Below are 21,141 nucleotides of genomic sequence, written 5' to 3' on the forward strand. Positions count from 1 at the left end.
GTCCCTTAACTTGAGGGGCTGATAAAAAATCATTTATATATCATGGAAGTAAATAAATAATTAATGAAAGTCATTAACACTGACCCCATTGATATTGTTAACTCTGACCCCATTGATATTGATAGATGGATACACAAGTCGATAACATAAAAGCAACTGATTGATAATAGAACGAAATGGAGAGTTAATTACTATGGGAATAATACAATGATACAGACTAAAAATATTAAATCACAGCTAAGCTTAATTACATCAGCTATCGCTTTATCTGGTTTATCAGCAATGGCATTTACCCCCAGTGCTTTGGCAGAAGAGGCTAAGGTGGATGAAAACATAGAAACAATTAGTGTTGTTGGCTCAAGACGATTAGGGCGGAGTGTTGAAGATAGTCCTGTCCCCATCGACATCATAGACGCTGATGCAATTATGAATACGGGTCTTACTGAAACCAATCAAATTTTAGGGACATTACTCCCCAGTTTTAACTTTCCTCAACCTTCAATCACCGATGGTACAGACCATGTTCGACCTGCACAATTAAGAGGCTTGGCACCAGATCACACCTTAGTATTAATTAATGGTAAGCGTCGACACAGTAGTGCTTTATTAAATTTAAATGGTTCTTCTGGACGAGGTTCATCAGCTGTCGATATGAACGCCATTCCTGCTAATGCCATTGAGCGAATTGAAGTGTTGCGTGATGGCGCTGCGGCTCAATATGGTTCAGATGCCATTGCTGGCGTCATTAATATTGTCCTTAAAAATGCTAATAGTGGCGGCTCAGCATCGGTAACCTATGGTGCTAATGTCTCTACAATGGACGGAGTGCCCAATTTAAAGTCAGTGGGTGTTGGTGATGATGGTGACTTAGCGTTTGTTGAGGGTGGGGATCGTAAAGTCACTGATGGTCAAACACTAACATTAAGAGTTAACTCAGGTTTTGCGCTGGGTGAAGATGGTTTCGTCAATGTATCAGCAGAGCTTCGTAATCGCCATGCGGCCAATCGCGCTGATTATGACCAACGAGAAAATTACGCACGACTTGATGATGGTAATCTAGACCCACGCGAATTAACAACGAATAGATATAATCATACTTACGGAAATGGCGAGGTGGACGACATCGCACTGTTTGTTAATAGTGGCTACTACCTTAACGAAAATGCTGAACTTTATGCCTTTGGCTCTTATAGCGGCCGAGAAGGTGAAGGAGGTGGGTTTTATCGCCGAGCACAAGACAGTCGTAATATACAAAGTATTTACCCCAATGGTTTTTTACCGGTAATTACGTCAGATATTGCTGATTATTCTTTAGCTGCAGGAGTACGCGGTTATATCAATGATTATAATTATGATTTATCAGCAGTTTACGGCAAAGATGAGTTTCAATTTGGCGTCACTAATAGCTTAAATACCTCATTTGGTCCTTCGAGCCAGACTGAATTTGATGCCGGTACATTAACTTATGATCAACTGACATTAAATGCAGATTTTAGCAAAGAAGTCGATGTTGATATGTTTGACAGCAGCCTCAACGTTGCTTTTGGTTTTGAATATAGAAACGAGGGCTATCAAATTGAAGCTGGTGAAACGGCATCTTACGAACAGGGCACTTTTGGTAGTGGCGGTGCAGTAACTGATCCGATAAATGGTCCATTTGGCTCTGCGGGTTCACAAGTGTTTCCTGGATTTACACCCGCATCAGCAGGCGACAATAGCCGTCATAATGTCAGTGCCTATATTGATCTAGAAGCTGATATTACTGAAATATGGAATTTAACAGTAGCGACACGTTATGAAGATTATTCTGATTTTGGCTCTACGGTAAGTGGTAAAGTTGCTAATAGGATCTCATTAACTGATGAGTTTGCACTGCGCTTTTCGGCTTCAACAGGTTTTAGAGCCCCTTCTTTACAGCAACAACATTTCACCTCTATTTCCACTGTTTTCGTTGATGCTGTACCAACAGAAACAGGTACATTTTCACCAAACAGTAATGTGGCTAAGGCGCTAGGTTCTCCGGGCTTAGACGCTGAAGATGCCATGAGTATTGGCGGCGGCTTTACTTGGACACCATTGGCCGAATTTAGCTTGTCGGTAGACTATTACCGGATTGATATTGATAATCGGATTGTCTTATCAAACAACTTATCAGGCCCTGAAGTAGAGACTTTATTAGCAGGTAGTGGTGCCAACCGCGCACGATTTTTCTTAAATGCTATCGATAGTACAACTAAAGGTGTTGATGTAGTTGCAACTTATTCTATGGATATGGCAGAGATGGGTAATTTATTACTTAATGCCGGTTTTAACTACAATAAAAATGAAGTAACTCATGTTATCGATCCACCAACGGTATTACAAAATGCAGGATTTGATCAGGATAATTTATTTTCTGGTAATGAATTGCGTCGATTTGAAGTTGGCTCACCAAAAAGTAAATTGAACCTTAGTGCGACCTGGAATAAAGATAGTTGGTATGCCACGCTAAGAACAACGCGTTATGGAGAAACACAAGACCCATCTGACAACCCTGCTCGCAATGAAGTGTTACCTGAAAAGTGGGTGACTGATCTCGATGTGAGTTACGCGCTAACCGAAAGTGTTAAGTTTACTTTAGGGGCGAATAATATTTTTGATGTTTACCCTGATACAACGCGCGAGTTGGTTGAAGATGTAACCACCTTTTCTCGATTGTTTTCTTACTCTGGCTTTTCGCCTTTCGGTTTTACTGGACGATATGTTTATGGAAAAATTAGTGTAACTTTTTAGCCGTAATCTAAAAGCTTGAGTGGTATTCGCTGCTCAAGCTTTTTCTTTATATTGATATAATTAACAAGTATTAATGCAATAAGCGTCTAAGGGAGATTGACGAATTTAGAGGTATATTTTTAGCTTGTTAATTAACGAATTCAATTTATTCTTCACTACTGCCTAATGCTTTTTGATAACCTTACCGACTTACCTCAATTATTAACGGGGTTAGCTATCAATGGAGTCATTTATGTTGTTGATTTTTCATTGATATTGGACCCCACTGAGGGGGAGGCAAGTCTAGATCCTAGGATAATTATTTTGAGTAAAAAAATTGTTATTGCTGGTGCTGGTATTGGTGGTTTGTGCGCCGCGTTAGCATTGGCTAAAAACAAATTTGAGGTGACTGTTTACGAACGAAATCCTCAACTGGCCGAAGTAGGCGCCGGCATACAGCTTAGCCCTAATGCCATGCATGTATTACAAACACTTGGTATAGCAGACGAAGTTAAAGCCAAGGCTTTTAGTCCAGATGCAGCAGTGATGCGTCATTATAAAACCGGCAAACCATACTTTACTGTGCCTTTGGGTGATAACGCCACACAAAAATATGGCGCGGATTACCTGCATGTTCACCGTGCTGATTTACATACGGCGCTGTATAATGCCTGTGTAAATATGAAGGTAACTATTTACTTAGGTAAATCTATTAAAAGTTACCAGCAAACCCGAAAAAATATAACCATTCAATTTGACAACAATGACAGTATCCAAGCTGACTTGTTAATCGGTGCAGATGGTATCAAGTCAAATATCCAAGCCTGTATGTTAGGCAAAAAACCAGCTGAGTTTACTGGACAAGTCGCTTGGCGTGGTGTGGTCGAAGCAAGTAAACTCCCGAAAGGATTAATTAAACCCAATGCCAACCTATGGGTAGGACCGGGCAAACATTTTGTTAGCTATTATCTGCGTGGCGGAGACTTAATCAATTTTATTGCCGTGCAAGAACGTAAAAATTGGCAAAAAGAATCGTGGAATGAGCCCGGTGATATCAATGAATTACGCGAGACTTTTAGTGATTGGCATCCTGAGGTAAGCAAATTATTAAACGCAACAGAGCAGTGTTTTTTATGGGCTTTATTCGACAGAAAACCCCTTGGAAAATGGTCAGATCTAAAGGTGACACTTTTAGGTGATGCATGCCATCCCATGTTGCCATTTTTAGCTCAAGGTGCAGCGATGGCCATTGAGGATAGTTATGCCTTGGCATATTGTTTATCTCGTGATAGCAATATTGAAAACGCGTTGCAAAGCTATCAAAATATACGTTTACCGCGCACCCGTAATATTCAACTGAATGCGCGTAAAAATGCCGCTTTGTATCATATGAGTTCGCCAATAGAACAGGCCAAATTAGCACTGGTTTCAGGACTATCCCGTATTGGCCTCAGCGATAGAATCGCAGCGAACAAGCTCGATTCCATCTATGCCTATAATATCGTTGAGCAGTTATCAATGGGATCAGAGTCATAGGTAACTGATCGAGTGTTAATAAAACCAATGTCGTTAGCGTGCTACAATAAATAAATAAATAATAAAATCGAGTAAGTTAACTGGCTCGAACGTTCCAAAAAAGAGAGTTATGCTTTAAGTCGCATATTTGTCATAAGCTTTTTAATATTATGATTAACTGGCGCGCTTAACGTTATTATTATTATTTTATATAAGTTTATTAATTTAAGGGATCCGCACAATGAATAAACTCACTCAAGTTGTTTTCACAAGTTTTATATTGTTAACGGGTTGTGCCGGAAAAGCACCAAACCTAGGTATTGAGAATGGGCAATTAACCCAATGTCCAGATACACCTAATTGTGTTAGTAGCTTTTCAAATAATGAAAAGCACTATATCAAGCCCATTATGATTAAAGGCAAAAGGCTAGAAATCAAAAACGATATTGTGAACATTGTTAATGAATTAAAAAATTCAAAGGTCACAGTGACCGAAAATAGCTATGTTAGGGCTGAGTTTACCTCTAAATTTTTTGGCTTTGTTGATGATGTAGAATTTTATTTCCCAGAAACACAGTCTAAAGATACCAGCATACATATTCGCTCTGGCTCTAGAGTGGGTTATTCAGACTTTAACGTTAATCGAGAACGAGTTGAAAAGATTCGGCTTAAATTTGAGGTGCTTAATGTTAATGGATCTGAGTCAATGTAATATCAATGAGGGCAGCGTCATTGATTCAGACCCCATTTATTGCAACATGTTTCAGTATTGGGCTCTCAATAACATGCTTTTACAGCAGTTAGCCTTATCATTTTTTTCTTATTTGATTAGCACATTCGGTTAAAACAATCGCGCCAGCGGTTGAAACATTGAGAGAGTTACCCATACCAAACATGGGAATGTGTATTTGTTGATGGCTGAGTTTTAATGCCGCTTCACTCACGCCTTTACGTTCATTACCTAAAACTAATACGCACTTAGCAGGGTAAGTCACATCAGTATAATCAACTGACTCATGGCATAGCTCAACACTGTAAACTGAATAACCCTCATCCAATAACGTTTGTAAACTTGAGGTGGTATTATCACTATATTCAACACAAACCCATTTAGCTTCATTTCTAGAGGCTTTTTTCATCTTTTTATCTGAAATAGTGAGCGCGCCACAAACAATCACCTTGTCGATAGCAAAAGCATCAGCCAAGCGAATAAAAGCGCCGATGTTGTAGCTATTAGTGACATTGTCTAATACCACGATCAAAGGAATTTTTGGCTTGGTTAAGTATTCATCTCGAGTTGGCTTGCTTATTCTAAGGTCTTCTTTGCTAAGTTGTATGTTTGAATGCATTATTTTTACTCTGATTACTTACTACGACGACTTACTACGACGACTTACTACGACGACTTACTATGATTAAGTGCTGATGCTTTTTCCCCCCTACGGCCCCTGTTTCTGAGCATATAGCTGAGCTTATAGTTGAGCCGAGGATTGTGCGACTTTATCTAGCGAAGATCAAATTAATGTTGATAAGCCATTAAGCCAATTTACCTCCACGAGTAAAAGAAAATTAATCAGACATTCATTGTTAATTGAAAAATTCCCACGCCTCTACTAGGATTTATTCACCAGTCAAACTAAAAGGATTTTATTCGTTAATTATTATTTCCAACTTTTAGACCCCTACTCCCCAAAAGGGCTCCAACATAAATAACAAATGGATATTATTATTATGAAAAAATTATTAGTCAGTGTGGCGCTATTATCTATGTCTAGTTTTTCTGCCTTAGCAGAGGAAAAAACCAATGATACAGTGACATACGATGTCAAACGTGGTTTTGCAGAAACATTTTCTGTCTCTCAGTTCGAGCAGTTAGGTAAGTTTCGAGTGGTGTTAAAACCCATTAGAGGATCAGATTTTGGCCGTGATAAATTTGTTTTAAAAGGTATTAGTAAAGGACTTTTGAATGCTGACTTTACCATAAATCATACTTTTGTTAACAAAGAGCGCACAGGTGTCTTATATACAGCAAATGACACGATTACTATGGTTTATACGGGTGATCCAACTTGTGAAAACGGCGCCGGTAACATACCTTTTGAGGTTGAAGAAACATTACATATTGTCGCGGGCACAGGCATTTATGCGGGTGTTGAACCCGGTGGTTTTATTGTGTTAAAGGGAGTAATAAACAACTGCCCATCTCTAGCTAAATTTGGTCAAAATAATTTTGAGGTAGTAGGTGGCTCTGTAACCATCACTCAGTAGGCTTTAAAAGCTTGATTATACAAAGGGGAATGCTCAGCATTTGAAGTGCATAATGACTAAGCAGCCCTTGCTAGCTCTATGTTCAGCCATTAATTTGACTGACTTAGGTTATTTAATTTTTTTGCCAAATGTTGAGCTTTGCTATCGAGGTTACTATTATTAGTGGCAGTATCAATCTGGTCAGTATCAATGGGGGCAGAGTTTTTGATAGGCTTTTAATCATTAGCTGTCCCGTCCTGAAATACATTTAACATTTAGAACCTTATTAATAAAAGCATCCAACAGACTCATCAGTAAACGCAGACAAGGTGATTATACTTTAGCTTTTAAATTAACTTTCAAATTAGCGGCTAATTGCTATCTTAAGTTAACATTTTCATTGACGGGCCTTTATTTATAGCCACGGCTTTTATTCCATCCTAATAGTTAAAGATTCTTATCCACTTAAAGCTTTGTAGTTATGCTGTCGCTATAAAACTTAGCAGGGTGTCTAGTTATTTCCTCGTTGTTTCTCTAACACCAACTTTCTGTAAAATGCATTGATAGCTAGCGCAATATACGGCAATATCATGCTATAAATAATTACTAAGAGAGCCTGATATGCCTGGATTGTTACCCAATATTGACCCTGATGGATTATTAGAATATTCCGTTGTTTACACCGATCGCTCCTTGAACCATATGTCTGGTTCATTCCAGCAGGTCATGCAAGATATTTCTGCCGATTTAAAATCCGTTTACCACGCCCATAGCGCTATTGTCGTTCCCGGTAGTGGCACTTTTGGTATGGAAGCCGTTGCTCGTCAATTTGCGCGTAACAAAAAAGTCTTGGTCGTTCGTAATGGTTGGTTCAGTTATCGCTGGAGCCAAATTTTTGAAATGGGCGATATCCCTAGCAGTGAAACCGTATTAAAAGCGCAACAAATCCGTGATGACGCCCAAGCGCCATTTGCTCCGCCACCTATAGCCGAGGTAGTGGCCACTATTTTAGCTGAATCACCTGATGTCGTGTTTGCACCGCATGTAGAAACCTCTGCCGGTATCATGTTACCTGATGACTATATTCAAGCGATGGCAAAAGCCGTGCACCAAGTAGGTGGTATTATGGTGCTTGATTGTATTGCGTCAGGCACTATCTGGGTAGACATGCAAGCAACCGGTGTTGACGTCTTGATTAGTGCGCCACAAAAAGGCTGGAGTGCCTCACCCTGCTGTGGTTTAGTGATGCTCAGCGAACTGGCGCGCCAACAGATAGAGTCAACCACCAGTGATAGTTTTGCTTGTGATCTGAAAAAATGGTTACAAATCATGGAAACTTATGAAAATGGAGGTCATGCCTATCACGCGACTATGCCAACGGATAGCTTGACGCGTTTTAGAGATATTATGCAAGAAACCAAAAGCTATGGTTTTGCCAAAGTATGCCAAGAACAACTTGATTTAGGTCAACGTGTTCGCGCATTGCTGACTCAACATGGCATTAACAGTGTTGCCGCTGAAGGCTTTACCGCACCGGGTGTTATTGTAAGCTTTACCAGTGATGATGAATTTCAAAACGGTAAGAAATTTGCCGCTGTTGGTTTACAGATTGCCGCTGGCGTGCCATTACAAGTAGGTGAGCGTGCTGATTTTAAAACTTTCCGTATTGGCTTGTTTGGTTTAGAAAAACTGCATAATATTGACCGAACTGTTGCGCAACTAGAACAAGCGTTGATACGTCTCTTGTAGACGTATTTTGTCGTATGAACTTCGGGCGCTTGTCATGTATTTATCCATGGTATTGATGGCAAGCCGTCCAGCATTTTGGTATTAACCTTGAGCGAAATTAGTCAGAAAAATCAACTTAACTCAATTTGATTTACTTAGATATTCATAGTGAATATTAGCCACAAGCAAACCAGTATAGCGTTTAAATATCAGTTCAAACCTTTGCGCAACCTTTAGCAAGCTGCATTATGCCCATTGATCATCTAGGCTTGTTCTTAAACCTTGAGCTGTAAGTGATGACGAAACGTAAGTTATTGCAAAAAATGTTCAGCTTAACGATTTGAGTTTAGTGATATCAGGTAAGACCACTACGCTCAATCGTCAATATTTGAGTGATTCTTTCGGTAAAATAATAAATCTCACTATTATATGACATGCCTAATTTATCCACGATTTATTTCCCAAACGCCGTTTAGTTAGGCTTTTTATTGAGTAATAACCGCACAATTTTTTTGAGCCATCTGTGAACTTATGCCTAGCTTTATTTTTTAATGTTTCTTAGCTGAGGTTTCTTCGTTAATCAGCTGTTAAATCTTGATTGATTGTGCTTACTGTTAATGTATAGAGTTGACTGCTGTATTTATTTAGCGTAATTTTGACTTATACGGAAAATTCAGAACATACGGAAAAATCGGAATAACCATAAAAGTCGGAACAATCGTAAAATCCAGAGCCACTATTAATCTCCTTAAATGACGGAGTTGAAACTAAAATACTGCCAATTAATCCAGGTTAGTCGTTTACAACATGCACGACACCATCGTGGTCAGGATCAGATTTATTGAAAAATTGGTATACATCAGTGATCACCGTCGCTTTAATTGAGACGATATTGAAGTTTTTAGGCTGAATTTAATCATGGGTATTTCCTCTTGAATTCAGGCGATTTTTTACTAAAATATAAAGATGATGAGGACCATTTACCTTGGGAAATATGGATAAACAGCATAATCAAAACAAAGTGAATGAAAAAAAAGCCAGTGAATTAGTCCTCGCTAACAAAGTACTGGCCTTGCAAAATAAAGAGAAAGATAAGCGTATTGATGAATTAGTGTTAGCTAATCAAGAAAAAGATAAGCTTGTAGATGAATTAGTACGAGCTAATCAAGAAAAAGATAAGCGCGCCAATGAATTAGTGCGAGCTAATCAAGAAAAAGATAAGCGCGCCGATGAATTAGTACGAGCTAATCAAGAAAAAGATAAGCGCGCCAATGAATTAGTACGAGCTAATCAAGAAAAAGATAAGCGCGCCAATGAATTAGTGCTAGCTAATCAAGAGAAAGATAAGCGCGCCGATGAATTAGTGTTAGCTAATCAAGAAAAAGATAAGCGCGCCGATGAATTAGTGTTAGCTAATCAAGAAAAAGATAAGCGCGCCGATGAATTAGTGTTAGCTAATCAAGAAAAAGATATGCGTGCCGATGAATTAGTGTTAGCTAATCAAGAAAAAGATAAGCGAGCCAATGAATTAGTGTTAGCTAATCAAGAGAAAGATAAGCGCGCCAATGAATTAATTTTAGTTAATGAAGAACTTGACTTTTTACGGGGACTTTTTAAAAAATAGCACTGTTGTATTTAGAGTTTAAATTTACCTTCTCATTTAATTGATTGTTTACTAAAAATAACTAGGACTATTTATGTTTAAAGATAATGATCAAAAACATAATCGACACGAAGCGAAAGAAAAAAAAGCCAATGAATTAGTCCTCGCTAACAAAGAACTAGCCTTTCAAAATGAAGAGAAAGATAAACGGGCCGAAGAGTTAATTCTTGCCAACCAAGAGAAAGAAAAACGCGCAGAAGAGTTAACGCTTGCCAACACAGAACTGGCCTTTCAAAATGAAGAGAAAGACAGATGGGCCGAAGAGTTAATTTTAGCTAACCAAGAAAAAGACAAGCGGGCCGAAGAATTAATTCTTGCCAATCAAGAGAAAGATAAGCGCGCTGAAGAGTTAATTTTAGCTAACCAAGAAAAAGACAAGCGGGCCGAAGAATTAATTTTTGCCAACCAAGAGAAAGAAAAGCGCGCAGAGGAATTAACGCTGGCTAACACAGAGCTGGCCTTTCAAAATGAAGAGAAAGACAGGTGGGCTGAAGAATTAATTTTAGCTAACCAAGAGAAAGACAAGCGTGCTGAAGAGTTAATTTTTGCTAACCAAGAGAAAGATAAACGAGCTGAAGAGCTGATTTTTGCCAATCAAGAGAAAGACAAGCGGGCTGAAGAGCTGCTTCTAGCCAATCAAGAGAAAGACAAGCGGGCTGAAGAGCTGCTTCTAGCCAATCAAGAGAAAGATAAGCGGGCCGATGAATTAACGCTTGCCAACCAAGAGAAAGAAAAACGAGCGAATGAATTAGTGCTTGCCAACACAGAACTGGCCTTTCAAAATCAAGAAAAAGAAAAACGTTCAGATGAATTAATCCTCGCCAACGCAGAGCTAGCTTTTCAAAATAAAGAGAAAGACAAGCGGGCCGAGGAGCTGATTCTTGCTAAAGAAGAAAAAGAAAAACGTGCTGATGAATTAGTCCTCGCCAACAAAGAGCTAGCCTTTCAAAATGAAGAGAAAGACAAGCGGGCTGAAGAGCTGATTCTCGCTAAAGAAGAAAAAGAACAACGTGCTGATGAATTAGTCCTCGCCAACAAAGAGCTAGCCTTTCAAAATGAAGAGAAAGACAAGCGGGCCGAAGAGCTTATTCTTGCCAAAGAAGAAAAAGAACAACGCGCCGATGAATTAATTCTCGCCAACGCAGAGCTAGCCTTTCAAAATGAAGAGAAAGACAAGCGGGCTGAAGAGCTGATTCTCGCTAAAGAAGAAAAAGAACAACGTGCTGATGAATTAGTCCTCGCCAACAAAGAATTAGCCTTTCAAAATGAAGAGAAAGACAAGCGGGCCGAAGAGCTTATTCTTGCCAAAGAAGAAAAAGAACAACGCGCCGATGAATTAATTATCGCCAACGCAGAATTAGCCTTTCAAAATGAAGAGAAAGACAAGCGGGCCGAAGAACTCATTCTTGCCAAAGAAGAAAAAGAACAACGCGCCGATGAATTAATTCTCGCCAACGCAGAGCTAGCCTTTCAAAACGAAGAGAAAGACAAGCGGGCTGAAGAGCTGATTCTTGCTAAAGAAGAAAAAGAACAACGCGCGGATGAATTAATTCTCGCCAACGCAGAGCTGGCCTTTCAAAATGAAGAGAAAGACAAGCGGGCTGAAGAGCTGATTCTTGCTAAAGAAGAAAAAGAACAACGCGCCGATGAATTAATTCTCGCCAACGCAGAGCTAGCCTTTCAAAATGAAGAGAAAGACAAGCGAGCCGAAGAGCTCATTCTTGCCAACACAGAATTAGCCTTTCAAAATGAAGAGAAAGACAAACGGGCTGCAGAGTTAATTGTTGCCAACCAAGAGAAAGAAAAACGCGCCAATGAATTAGTCCTCGCTAATCAAGAACTAGCCTTTCAAAACGAAGAAGAAGATAAGCGTGCAGATGAGTTAGTTATTGCCAATGAAGAGAAAGATAAACGGGCCGAGGAGTTAATTCTTGCTAACGAAGAAAAAGAAAAGCGAGCTAATGAATTAGTCCTTGTTCACGAAGAGAAAGATAAGTGGGAACACGAGTTAATTCTGGCTAACAAAGAACTCGCTTTTCAAATAAAGCTAGACGGTTATCGTTCTGAAAGGGAACGTGTAGCTCAGGAATTAACCATATTTATGGATACTGCCAATGCCCCTATTTTTGGTGTTGATGCTCAAGGTAATGTCAACCAATGGAATCAAAAGTCAGCGGCTATTACTGGCTACCAAGCCGATGAAGTACTAGGTAAAAACCTGGTAAAAGAATTGATCACAAAAGATTATCGTGAGTCAGTAAACCAAGTATTACAAAAAGCCTTAAAAGGCGTGGAAACCTCTAATTTCGAGTTGCCACTTTATACAAAAGAGAACAATCCAGTCTTGGTGCTACTCAATGCCACTACCCGACGTAATGCGAATGGCGAAGCTGTAGGTGTCGTTGGGGTAGGGCAAGATATTACCGAGCTTGATAGTTATCGTGCTGAAATGGAAAAAAAAGTAAAAGAGCGTACGCGTGAATTAGATACCATATTAACGTTAAGTCCAGATGGCTTTGTTTTAGAAAATGCCAACAATAATATTGTTTATATTAACCCCGCCTTATTAAACATGACCGGGTTTACAGAAGATAAGTTTATTGGTAAAAGTGCTAAAATTTTTAGTGACGCAATGGCAAGTTTATATAATTCAGAACTAATGGAATATACCAATATTATTGGCAACGAAGATTGTGAACATACCATTTATCTATCACGTCCGACCGTACGCATTATTAACTGTAAGCAAAGAACAATGCATGGCTTGACGGGTGAAAAAGAAGGCCAAGTCCTTTATTTCAGGGACGTAACCCATGAAACAGAAGTTGATAAGATGAAAAGTGATTTTTTATCAACAGCGGCTCATGAACTACGCACACCACTGGCCAGTATCTATGGGTTTTCTGAATTATTAATGAATCGTGATTATGATAAAAAAATGTCACATGAAATTTTTGAAACTATTCACCGCCAGTCATTAAATCTAAAAAAGTTATTAGATGAACTACTTGATTTATCACGTATAGAGGCAAGAGCGGGAAAAGATTTTTATATGGATAATCATTCGCTTAAAGAACTTGTAGAGCAGTCATGTCTGGAAGCAGAAGGTGCCTTTAAGGGCCGTAAAGTGGAGGTCAAGTCAACAGGACGTTGGCCGGTAATTTCTTGTGATATTGATAAAATGCGTCAGGTATTTAATAACTTGTTAAGTAACAGCTTTAAATATTCTCCTGAAAATGAAAAAGTACGATTAAAAACCAGCGAAAGAGAAAAAAATGGCATTAGGCAGTTTGGTGTTAGCATTATCGATAACGGTATAGGCATGACACCTAAACAACTTTCTCGTATTGGAGAGCGGTTTTATCGAGCAGACGACTCGGGTGCAACACCAGGTACTGGTTTAGGTGTGTCATTGGTTAAAGAAATTGTCTCGATTCATACCGGAGAGGTTGAATTTGCTAGTGATAACGAAAAAGGAATGGTGGTAACTGTGTGGTTACCCATGGTTAAAAATTAATAGCTTGAGGAATGAACGATGAGTCAAAAAAGAATTTTAATTGTTGACGATCAAGGTGAATTAAGAAAATTAGTCCGAATGACACTTGATTTTGGTGATTATGAATTACATGAAGCAGAAGATGGCCAACGTGCATTGGCATTAGCCAAAGTGATCCAACCCGACTTAGTTATTCTAGACGTAATGATGCCTGGTGAAGTTGATGGTTATCAGGTCTGTGAACAACTAAAACAAGACAGTAGTGTAAAAATTCCATATGTGATGTTGTTAACAGCGCGAGGGCAAAAGTCTGACCTAGAAGAAGGAGAACGTGTTGGGGCAGACAGCTACCTTGTTAAACCCTTTAGTCCATTGGAATTAATACAAAAAGTTAATAGTGCATTAACTTAACTATAAATATATCTACTAGAGAATAGAGAATAATCAAATGTCAGTTCATCATTTTATTGGTAATGAAATGGATTCGCTTGTTAAAAAACTTGCTGCAACGCCAACAGACATAAATCTTGTCTGGGACGTCGTTAAAGTTATGGAGACAGAAAAAGAAGACTTACAAGCTCAGCTTTTTTGTTATGCACAAGACATTCAAAAACTACTTGCTGAGCGCGATATAGCGGCATTGAATGAAAATGAAAAAAATGCTGCCTATAAACAATTAGAGCGATTTAATCATGATTTTATGATTTTGATGGCGCAAAAAGAAAAATCATATCAAGCGCTTGAATCATCTCATCTTGATACTATAAGACGTTTAGCGACAGCGGCAGAATTTAAAGATGACGATACCGGCGCGCACATCCTTAGAATGAGCCGTTTTTCTTCCATAATTGCGCGTGCTTATGGTCAAGACGAAAAATACTGTAATCTACTTGAGCAAGCTAGCCCTATGCACGATATAGGAAAAATAGGTATACCTGATGATGTTTTGAAAAAACCGGGTAAATTAACTGAAGCAGAATGGGTCTTAATGCGTAAGCACCCCGAGTATGGCGCTAATATTTTAAGTGGTTCAGACGTTCCTGTTTTACAAATGGCGGAAGAAGTCGCATTAGCACATCATGAGAAATTTGACGGTAGCGGATACCCCTCAAATTTACAGGGTGAGCAAATTCCTTTAAGTGCCCGCATTGTTGCTTTGGCAGACTTTTTTGATGCCCTAACCATGGATAGATGCTATCGCCCGGCATTCTCTGATGAAAAAGCACTTACTATGGTGAAAGAAAACAGCGGCACGCATTTTGATCCCAAGGTTGTTCAAGCTTTTTTCTCTGTCAGTAATGACATTATTAATGAACGCGATAGAATTAATAAGGAAAATTAAGCTTTGTTTGCGGCTGTAAGCGTTTTTATACTTGGCTGTTTTTTTGCCTATAAAGTAGGTCTCCTCACCAACGAAACTGTTATAAATTAACAGTTTTATCTCAGCGATAGATAACACAAAAATACCTGATAGCAGCTAAGTCTTAGCAGCACAGTCTTCGGCTGTTTTAACCATAGATTACTCTACAGAGTTGATTGTTGTCAGTGCTTAGTATACATTTGGTGTATGCGGAAAATGCGGAAAATTCAGAACAAACAGAAAGGAGCAAGATTGAATGCATCAAGTCACTGATTTAAAAGTGAAACACTGTACCTCAAAACAAGCAGCTAGTTTGTTAGAGGTAACAACACGAACGATTCAGCTTTGGTCAGACTCAGGGATATTAAAGGCTTGGAAGACAGTAGGTGGACACAGGCGCTTTAATCTAGAGGATATTGAAGCGCTTAAGGCTGAACTTAAGCAAGAGACTAACCCTGCTGTCGAGCACAAGTTAGTACGTGTTTTAGTGATAGAAGATGAGCCTGATTTAATTATGTTGTATAAAATGACTATTGAAGGTTGGAATTTACCTATTATTTTACAAACGGCTAGCGATGGTTTTCAGGGCTTAATACACATAGGTGCATGGAAGCCTGATATTGTTATTACCGATATTCAAATGCCAAATGTAAATGGTATTCATATGTTAAAAAGCCTGGCCAAAATGGAAGAATTTAACGACATGGTGGTTATGGCGGTATCAGGATTATCAAAAGCAGAGATTACTCAAAAAGGTGGCTTACCGGCAGGGATACCTATTTTCACTAAACCCATTCCATTTGATGAAATTGAAAAAATCATTAATCAGCAATGTAAAACACTGTTAAGTAGTTAATCACTATGAATAAATTATTTGTTAAACTTTTATCCCAACTTAGCGATGGCATTGTGATGTTTGATATAACAGGTAAGGTATTTTTTAGTAATTTAAAAAAATTAGGTTTTGAAGGCGTTGTGGTTGGCAATAAAATAGCCGATAACCGTGTTATGGAAGCCGTAGCTGAAATGCACACGAGTGAACTAGAGCAAGTAAAAGACATAAAGTTAAAAGACATAAAGTTAAATGGCATTGAGCAGGTTGAAAACAACAACCATACGCTTATCTTTCATGAAGAAAATATGTTTTGTCTATATATTAGAAAGGAGCTTGAAAGAGTAAAGTATCAGGGACTACAAGATAATATGTTTAAACTGATTAATCATGAATTACGTACCCCTATGCAAGCCTTTACAGAGGGAGCATTTTTTCTTTCTGAGCGACTTAACACAGACGAAATCAAGGAAAAAAATCTTGATGCTCTGATTGAACTAACCATTAACAGTGCTAAAGAAGTCACAAGCAAAATGGAAAAACTGCTTGAGTTGTCCGAAACTTATGGTGATGACCCCATGCGTAACAAAGAACGTATAAGCCTAGTTGAAGTGACTCGTAGCGCCATTAACTCACTTAGCGAAATGAGCGCCAGTAAAGGTATTGTTATTAGACTCAAGCAAAAAGGCGAGATTATTGGCAATTTATACGGTAGTTTTGGCTGGCTAAAACGTGCGATTACAGAATGTGTGCAAAACAGTATTGAACATAGCCATAAGGGCAGTGAAATTCATTTGCAGCTTAAGCAAAGTAGTCATTTTGCCCATATAACTATTCGTGATTTTGGACGAGGAATTTCACCAAAAGTAAAAAATACATTATTTGAACCCTTCATTGGTGGCGGTGATAAAGAGGGGTCTAGCAATCAAGGCCTAGGTATTGGGTTAAGTTTAGCTAAAACCATTATTAAAAATCATGGCGGCAATATAAAAAATGTCAATCTAAAAAATGCCGTACAATTTCATATTGAATTGCCGACCGGTGGTGAAAAATCGTCGACTAATGATTTGGATATACGCCAATCACAACTATATGCCCGCGATATGGCTTTACTGATGAACAGAGACAAGTCATAAATTTCAAGCGTTATGCCACTATCCTAAAAGATGCTCATCCTTTAAAAATAAAGGGTTTTTGATATGAAACAGATCATAATATTATTAACAATCGTTTTTGCTACCCCTATGGCCCAAGCGGAAAAAGTATTAAGCTTAGGCGTAGTACCGCAACAATCTGCGTCGAGTTTGGCTAAAGTATGGGTGCCATTGGCAATGTTTTTGTCCAAAAAAACAGGTGAAAATATTCGTTTTGCCACCGCACCTACTATTCCAGAATTTGAAAAGCGCGTAGCGGCGGGCAGGTATGACATTGTTTACTTAAATCCATATCACTATACGCTATTCAGCAAATCTATAGGTTTGCGAGCGATTGCAAGACAAAAAGATAAGCGTATTCAAGGCATTATTGTTGTAGCGAGTAACAGTGAAATATCAAATCTAGCTATGTTAGAGAAGGCAGAAATTGCCTTTCCTGCTCCTGCTGCATTCGCCGCAACTGTGCTACCACAAGCCAACTTAACGCTGCGTAATATAGCTTTCACGCCAAGGTATGTGTCTTCTCATGACTCTGTCTATGCCGGTGTTGCTAAAGGTTTATTTGTGGCTGGGGGCGGTATTGTTCGCACCTTATCTACTTTGCCTAAAGCGCTGTCAAATAAGTTAAAGATAATATGGCGCTCAGAAGGCTATACGCCACATGCCTTCGCGGTAAGCTCAACAATAAGTCCTGAAGCTGCAGTCAAGATTCAAAACGCTTTAGTGTCGTTAAATGAGCAAGAAGAAGGCAAAAAAATTCTTAGCAAGTTAGGTTTTAATACCGGTATTGTGAAAAGTACTGATAGTGATTGGGATGATGTTAGGGCACTTAACATCAAGATAATAAAACAATAAAAGAAACTCATACCCATGTTTAAATTATCATTCAAAATAAAAACCATTATTGGTATCGCACTTATCGAAACTTTTTTTCTATTGATATTGGTGTTAGAAAGTCGATCAATTTTATATGAAACTATTGAATTTGACATCAAAGAACGTGCACACAACATTTCTACGTTATTAGCGACAGCATCAGTAGATGCCGTTGTTTCTGAAGATATTGCCACACTTGAGTCAATTGTAGAGTCAGCAATGATAACCTCGAATATTCTTTATATTAAGATACGAGGTTTAGATGGAGTATTAGCAGAGCGAGGTGAGCAAGCTTTTTTAGATCGTAAATTTAAGGCCGATAACTCTATCGCTGAAAGTGAAATAGACCAAAGTTTTGATACCTTTTCAGAGATATTTGTTGAAGGTTATCGATTTGGCCGTGTGGAAGTTGGACTTTCTTTAGCAGAGCAGAAGGCCATCATTAAAGCCGCAACACATAGCTTAACCACCATAGCGCTAATAGAACTAATGTTTGTAGGGCTATTTTCATTACTGCTTGGTATAACACTCACCAAACGCCTTATATTATTGCAGGAGGCGGCGGTCAAGATGTCTCAAGGTGAAACGGGTTTACAAATTCCTCTTGCAGGTAATGATGAGCTAACAGATGCATCGCGGGCTTTTAATTTGATGTCGACTAAAATTTCAGCAGTCACTCAGACGTTGAAATCTGATAACGCTCGCATGGATGCCATCATGAATACCGCGACAGATGCTATTTTTATGATCAGTTTAGACGGTGTAGTTCATTCTATGAATAGAGCGACTTATGTTCTTTTTGGTGTTCAAGAACAAGATATTATTGGCCAGAGTATGTTCGATTTTATTCCTGAACTGCATTTATGTGACATAGAATCATCGACAGTTAGGCATGTACAGCGTATTAATGGCGTTACCTTTAAGGGGAAAAAAATTCCCCTAGAAATTCATTCAAGTGGCATGGAGTTCAATAATCAACACTATATTGTGGGTGTAATACGGGATCTAACGACTATAAATCAGCTCAAAGTTGAATTAGAAGCGGTATTTAACTTAAGTCCCAATGGTTTTTTAATTCTTGCTAAAGATCTGTCTATTTCATATGTGAATCCAGCGTTCTACGCCATGTTTTCGTTAGTAACAGACTGTTTAAATGATCATGACTGGGAATGTTTTAAAGGGGTAATAGCTAAGTCAATGGACCATGAACAGCATAAAGATATGAAACTATTAGACGAGTTATACACTGAAAATATTTTGTATTTAAAATTACCGGTAGAAAAAATATTACGTGTCTCTCGACAAAAAATAGATAAAACTGATGTCGACTCTTCAGATATATTATTTTTTGTTGATATTACGCATGAAAGCATTGTAGATAAAATGAAAAGTGAGTTTTTAACGTCAGCGGCACATGAACTTCGCACTCCTTTAGCCAGTGTCATGGGTTTTAGTGAACTGTTAACCCTTTGCGATTATGGCCCAGAAAAAACCAAAGAAATGGCCGGAAGTATCAATAAACAATCAAAGCGTCTCAAACAGATAGTGGATGACTTAATCGATGTTGCCAGTATAGAAAATAAAACGCTGGGTATGCTTGATATGGTTCAAGACACCTTAAAAATAACGCTAACTGAACTCTGTGACGAATTTTCTGGCAGTGATAACTTTCATACTATCGACTTACAGCAACCAAAATACTGGCCTCTTATTGAATTTGACTCATCTAAAATACGTCAGATTATCTCTAACATATTGAATAATTCATACCGATATTCTCCAAACAGCTCAGTTGTGAAAGTTTACACCACAATGAAAGTAACAGAAAAAACATCAGAATTTGGGGTGATAATTGAAGATAACGGTATAGGAATGACAGCAGAGCAATTATCCCATATAGGTGAGCGGTTCTACAGAGCTGATACCTCTGGAAATATACCGGGCACAGGTTTGGGCATAAGCTTAGTTAAAGACCTTATAAATATGCACAATGGACGATTTGAAATAACAAGTATCATTGGACAAGGCACAATTGTAACGCTTTGGCTGCCTAATATAATCATGAATCACGTTAAGCTAGATAAGGTCTTATGATGAAACTAAATATATTAATACTTATCAGTATGTTGCTCCTGTTAACTGGGACAGCGGCTCAGGCCAGTTCAGAAATTGAAACACTGATAGATATGCTGCATCAAAATGGCACTATCAGTGATGCTCAGTACGCTCGCTTACAAGCTGAGTTAGGAGAGCGTAAGGTAAAAAGTAACCAACAAGTTGTAAGCTTAGACAAACAAGGAGTACAAGCGAAAAAATCGTCTGATGTTGAGGTGTCAGTAAAGGGGGCTGTAAGCGTTAAAACACCTGATGGTGCTTTTACAACAAAAATTGGTGCACGTGTTATGGCCGATGCCGCCGCTTATAAAAATGACAATAACACCATGGGTGATGGTACTAAAATCAGGCGGGCTCGTATGTCATTGCAAGGAAAGATGTATCATGACTGGGCTTATAAGTTTGAATATGACTTTGCGACGGGTGAAATTAAAGGTATTGCTGATGCATTTGTTGAATATCAAGGCCTAGATGCAATGTCAGTCAGAGTCGGTAATATGAAAGACCCCTTCAGTCTACAATTTCAAATGAATGCAAACTATAACTTATTTATGGAGCGCTCACTAACCAACGGTCTTAACACTGGGCGTCATATAGGAGCTATGGTATTTACCAATAGAAAAAATTGGACAGCATCCGCTGGATTATTTGGAGAAGCCGTACAAACAGTAGGCAAAGAAAAGGACGAAGGCTGGGGATTGGGTAGCCGAGTTACCTATGCACCGATTAATAGTAAAGGTTCCTTGCTACATTTGGCAGTATCAGCAAATTATCGTGATGCAGGCGAGGTGGCTATATTGCGTTTTAAGCAACAGCCTGAAAGTAACGTGTCGGGTATTAATATCGTCGATACTGGCAATATAGCCAAGGTAGATTTTCATTCAAAATATGGCTTGGAAGTTGCGATGGTATCAGGGCCACTCTCTGTTCAATCAGAATATGTTGCTGCATCGGTTAGCCGCTATAGTGCTCCCAGTTTGGCTTTTAATAGTTGGTATATTCAAACCGGCTATCTATTAACCGGTGAATCACGTCAATATAGACAAGGTAAGTTTGGCAAGATAACACCTAACTCTAGTGTGGGTAATGGTGGTATAGGTGCTTGGGAACTTGGCTTGCGTTACAGTACTATTAATTTAAATGACCAAAATATTATGGGTGGTGAAGCCAACAGTTTAACTTTAGGTGTTAATTGGTTTGCCACTTCGACCATCAGGTTTTCAGCTAACTATATTAATGTTTTACAGGTAAATGGTGGTCCTCTTGAATCTGTTCATCCTGATATAATTCAGCTGAGAAGCCAATGGGCATTTTAATCGAATTTCCCTGCTTAATATAAGTTTGGTTATTGCTTGCGTTTAGCCAACAACTAAGTTGGCAAGCTCATTTGGTAAGAGCTTGCGA

At 38.7% G+C, this 21,141-nt stretch carries 15 protein-coding genes; 14 read left to right on the forward strand and 1 reads right to left on the reverse strand.

Going from position 1 to position 21,141, the window contains the following annotated elements; all coding sequences use genetic code 11:
• Positions 1-207 precede the first annotated feature (207 nt).
• The 3 genes from H4J41_RS07515 to H4J41_RS07525 all read left to right on the forward strand — a co-directional run bounded on the left by H4J41_RS07515 (position 208) and on the right by H4J41_RS07525 (position 4,978).
• Positions 208-2,772, forward strand: a complete 2,565-nt coding sequence (locus H4J41_RS07515) for a TonB-dependent siderophore receptor (protein ID WP_182138087.1) — start codon at positions 208-210, stop codon at positions 2,770-2,772.
• A gap of 303 nt (positions 2,773-3,075) precedes the next feature.
• A complete protein-coding gene (locus tag H4J41_RS07520; RefSeq protein WP_182138088.1) occupies positions 3,076-4,287 on the forward strand; it encodes an FAD-dependent monooxygenase in 1,212 nt (403 codons plus the stop codon).
• 220 nt (positions 4,288-4,507) lie between these two features.
• The gene (locus H4J41_RS07525) at positions 4,508-4,978 is read left to right on the forward strand and encodes a DUF1499 domain-containing protein (RefSeq protein WP_182138089.1); all 471 of its coding nucleotides are present in this window, start codon (positions 4,508-4,510) and stop codon (positions 4,976-4,978) included.
• A 97-nt stretch (positions 4,979-5,075) separates the two neighbouring features.
• Here the strand turns inward: H4J41_RS07525 and H4J41_RS07530 are convergent, their stop codons facing one another.
• Positions 5,076-5,615 (reverse strand): TrmH family RNA methyltransferase, encoded by a 540-nt coding sequence (locus H4J41_RS07530; protein ID WP_182138090.1) that lies wholly within the window; start codon positions 5,613-5,615, stop codon positions 5,076-5,078.
• A 382-nt stretch (positions 5,616-5,997) separates the two neighbouring features.
• Between H4J41_RS07530 and H4J41_RS07535 the strand changes: the two genes are divergently transcribed.
• The 11 genes from H4J41_RS07535 (at position 5,998) to H4J41_RS07605 (ending at position 21,053) form a co-directional block, all read left to right on the forward strand.
• Positions 5,998-6,534, forward strand: coding sequence for a hypothetical protein (locus H4J41_RS07535; protein ID WP_182138091.1), 537 nt, complete (start codon positions 5,998-6,000; stop codon positions 6,532-6,534).
• A gap of 600 nt (positions 6,535-7,134) precedes the next feature.
• Complete coding sequence (locus H4J41_RS07540) at positions 7,135-8,262, forward strand: aminotransferase class V-fold PLP-dependent enzyme (protein ID WP_182138092.1); 1,128 nt, start codon at positions 7,135-7,137, stop codon at positions 8,260-8,262.
• A gap of 973 nt (positions 8,263-9,235) precedes the next feature.
• A complete protein-coding gene (locus H4J41_RS07545) occupies positions 9,236-9,865 on the forward strand; it encodes a hypothetical protein (protein ID WP_182138093.1) in 630 nt (209 codons plus the stop codon).
• Positions 9,866-9,938: 73 nt separating this feature from the next.
• Complete coding sequence (locus H4J41_RS17485) at positions 9,939-13,421, forward strand: PAS domain S-box protein (RefSeq protein ID WP_220460857.1); 3,483 nt, start codon at positions 9,939-9,941, stop codon at positions 13,419-13,421.
• 18 nt (positions 13,422-13,439) lie between these two features.
• The gene (locus H4J41_RS07575) at positions 13,440-13,811 is read left to right on the forward strand and encodes a response regulator transcription factor (protein WP_182138094.1); all 372 of its coding nucleotides are present in this window, start codon (positions 13,440-13,442) and stop codon (positions 13,809-13,811) included.
• Positions 13,812-13,848: 37 nt separating this feature from the next.
• Entirely contained in the window at positions 13,849-14,742 is an 894-nt protein-coding gene (locus H4J41_RS07580) for an HD-GYP domain-containing protein (protein WP_182138095.1), read from the forward strand.
• 274 nt (positions 14,743-15,016) lie between these two features.
• The gene (locus H4J41_RS07585) at positions 15,017-15,616 is read left to right on the forward strand and encodes a response regulator (RefSeq protein ID WP_182138096.1); all 600 of its coding nucleotides are present in this window, start codon (positions 15,017-15,019) and stop codon (positions 15,614-15,616) included.
• A 5-nt stretch (positions 15,617-15,621) separates the two neighbouring features.
• Positions 15,622-16,728, forward strand: a complete 1,107-nt coding sequence (locus H4J41_RS07590; protein WP_182138097.1) for a sensor histidine kinase KdpD — start codon at positions 15,622-15,624, stop codon at positions 16,726-16,728.
• Between the two features lie 63 nt (positions 16,729-16,791).
• On the forward strand, positions 16,792-17,601 hold the full coding sequence (locus H4J41_RS07595) for a phosphate/phosphite/phosphonate ABC transporter substrate-binding protein (RefSeq protein ID WP_182138098.1): 810 nt from the start codon (positions 16,792-16,794) through the stop codon (positions 17,599-17,601).
• Between the two features lie 15 nt (positions 17,602-17,616).
• The gene (locus tag H4J41_RS07600) at positions 17,617-19,716 is read left to right on the forward strand and encodes an ATP-binding protein (protein ID WP_182138099.1); all 2,100 of its coding nucleotides are present in this window, start codon (positions 17,617-17,619) and stop codon (positions 19,714-19,716) included.
• Positions 19,716-21,053 carry an OprO/OprP family phosphate-selective porin gene (locus tag H4J41_RS07605; protein WP_182138100.1) on the forward strand — a complete coding sequence of 446 codons (1,338 nt, stop codon included), beginning with the start codon at positions 19,716-19,718 and terminating at the stop codon, positions 21,051-21,053. Before H4J41_RS07600 ends, H4J41_RS07605 begins: the two co-directional genes overlap by 1 nt.
• Positions 21,054-21,141 lie beyond the last annotated feature (88 nt).

Origin of the sequence: Colwellia sp. MB3u-45 (assembly GCF_014077005.1) — a bacterium.
Taxonomy (GTDB): domain Bacteria; phylum Pseudomonadota; class Gammaproteobacteria; order Enterobacterales; family Alteromonadaceae; genus Cognaticolwellia.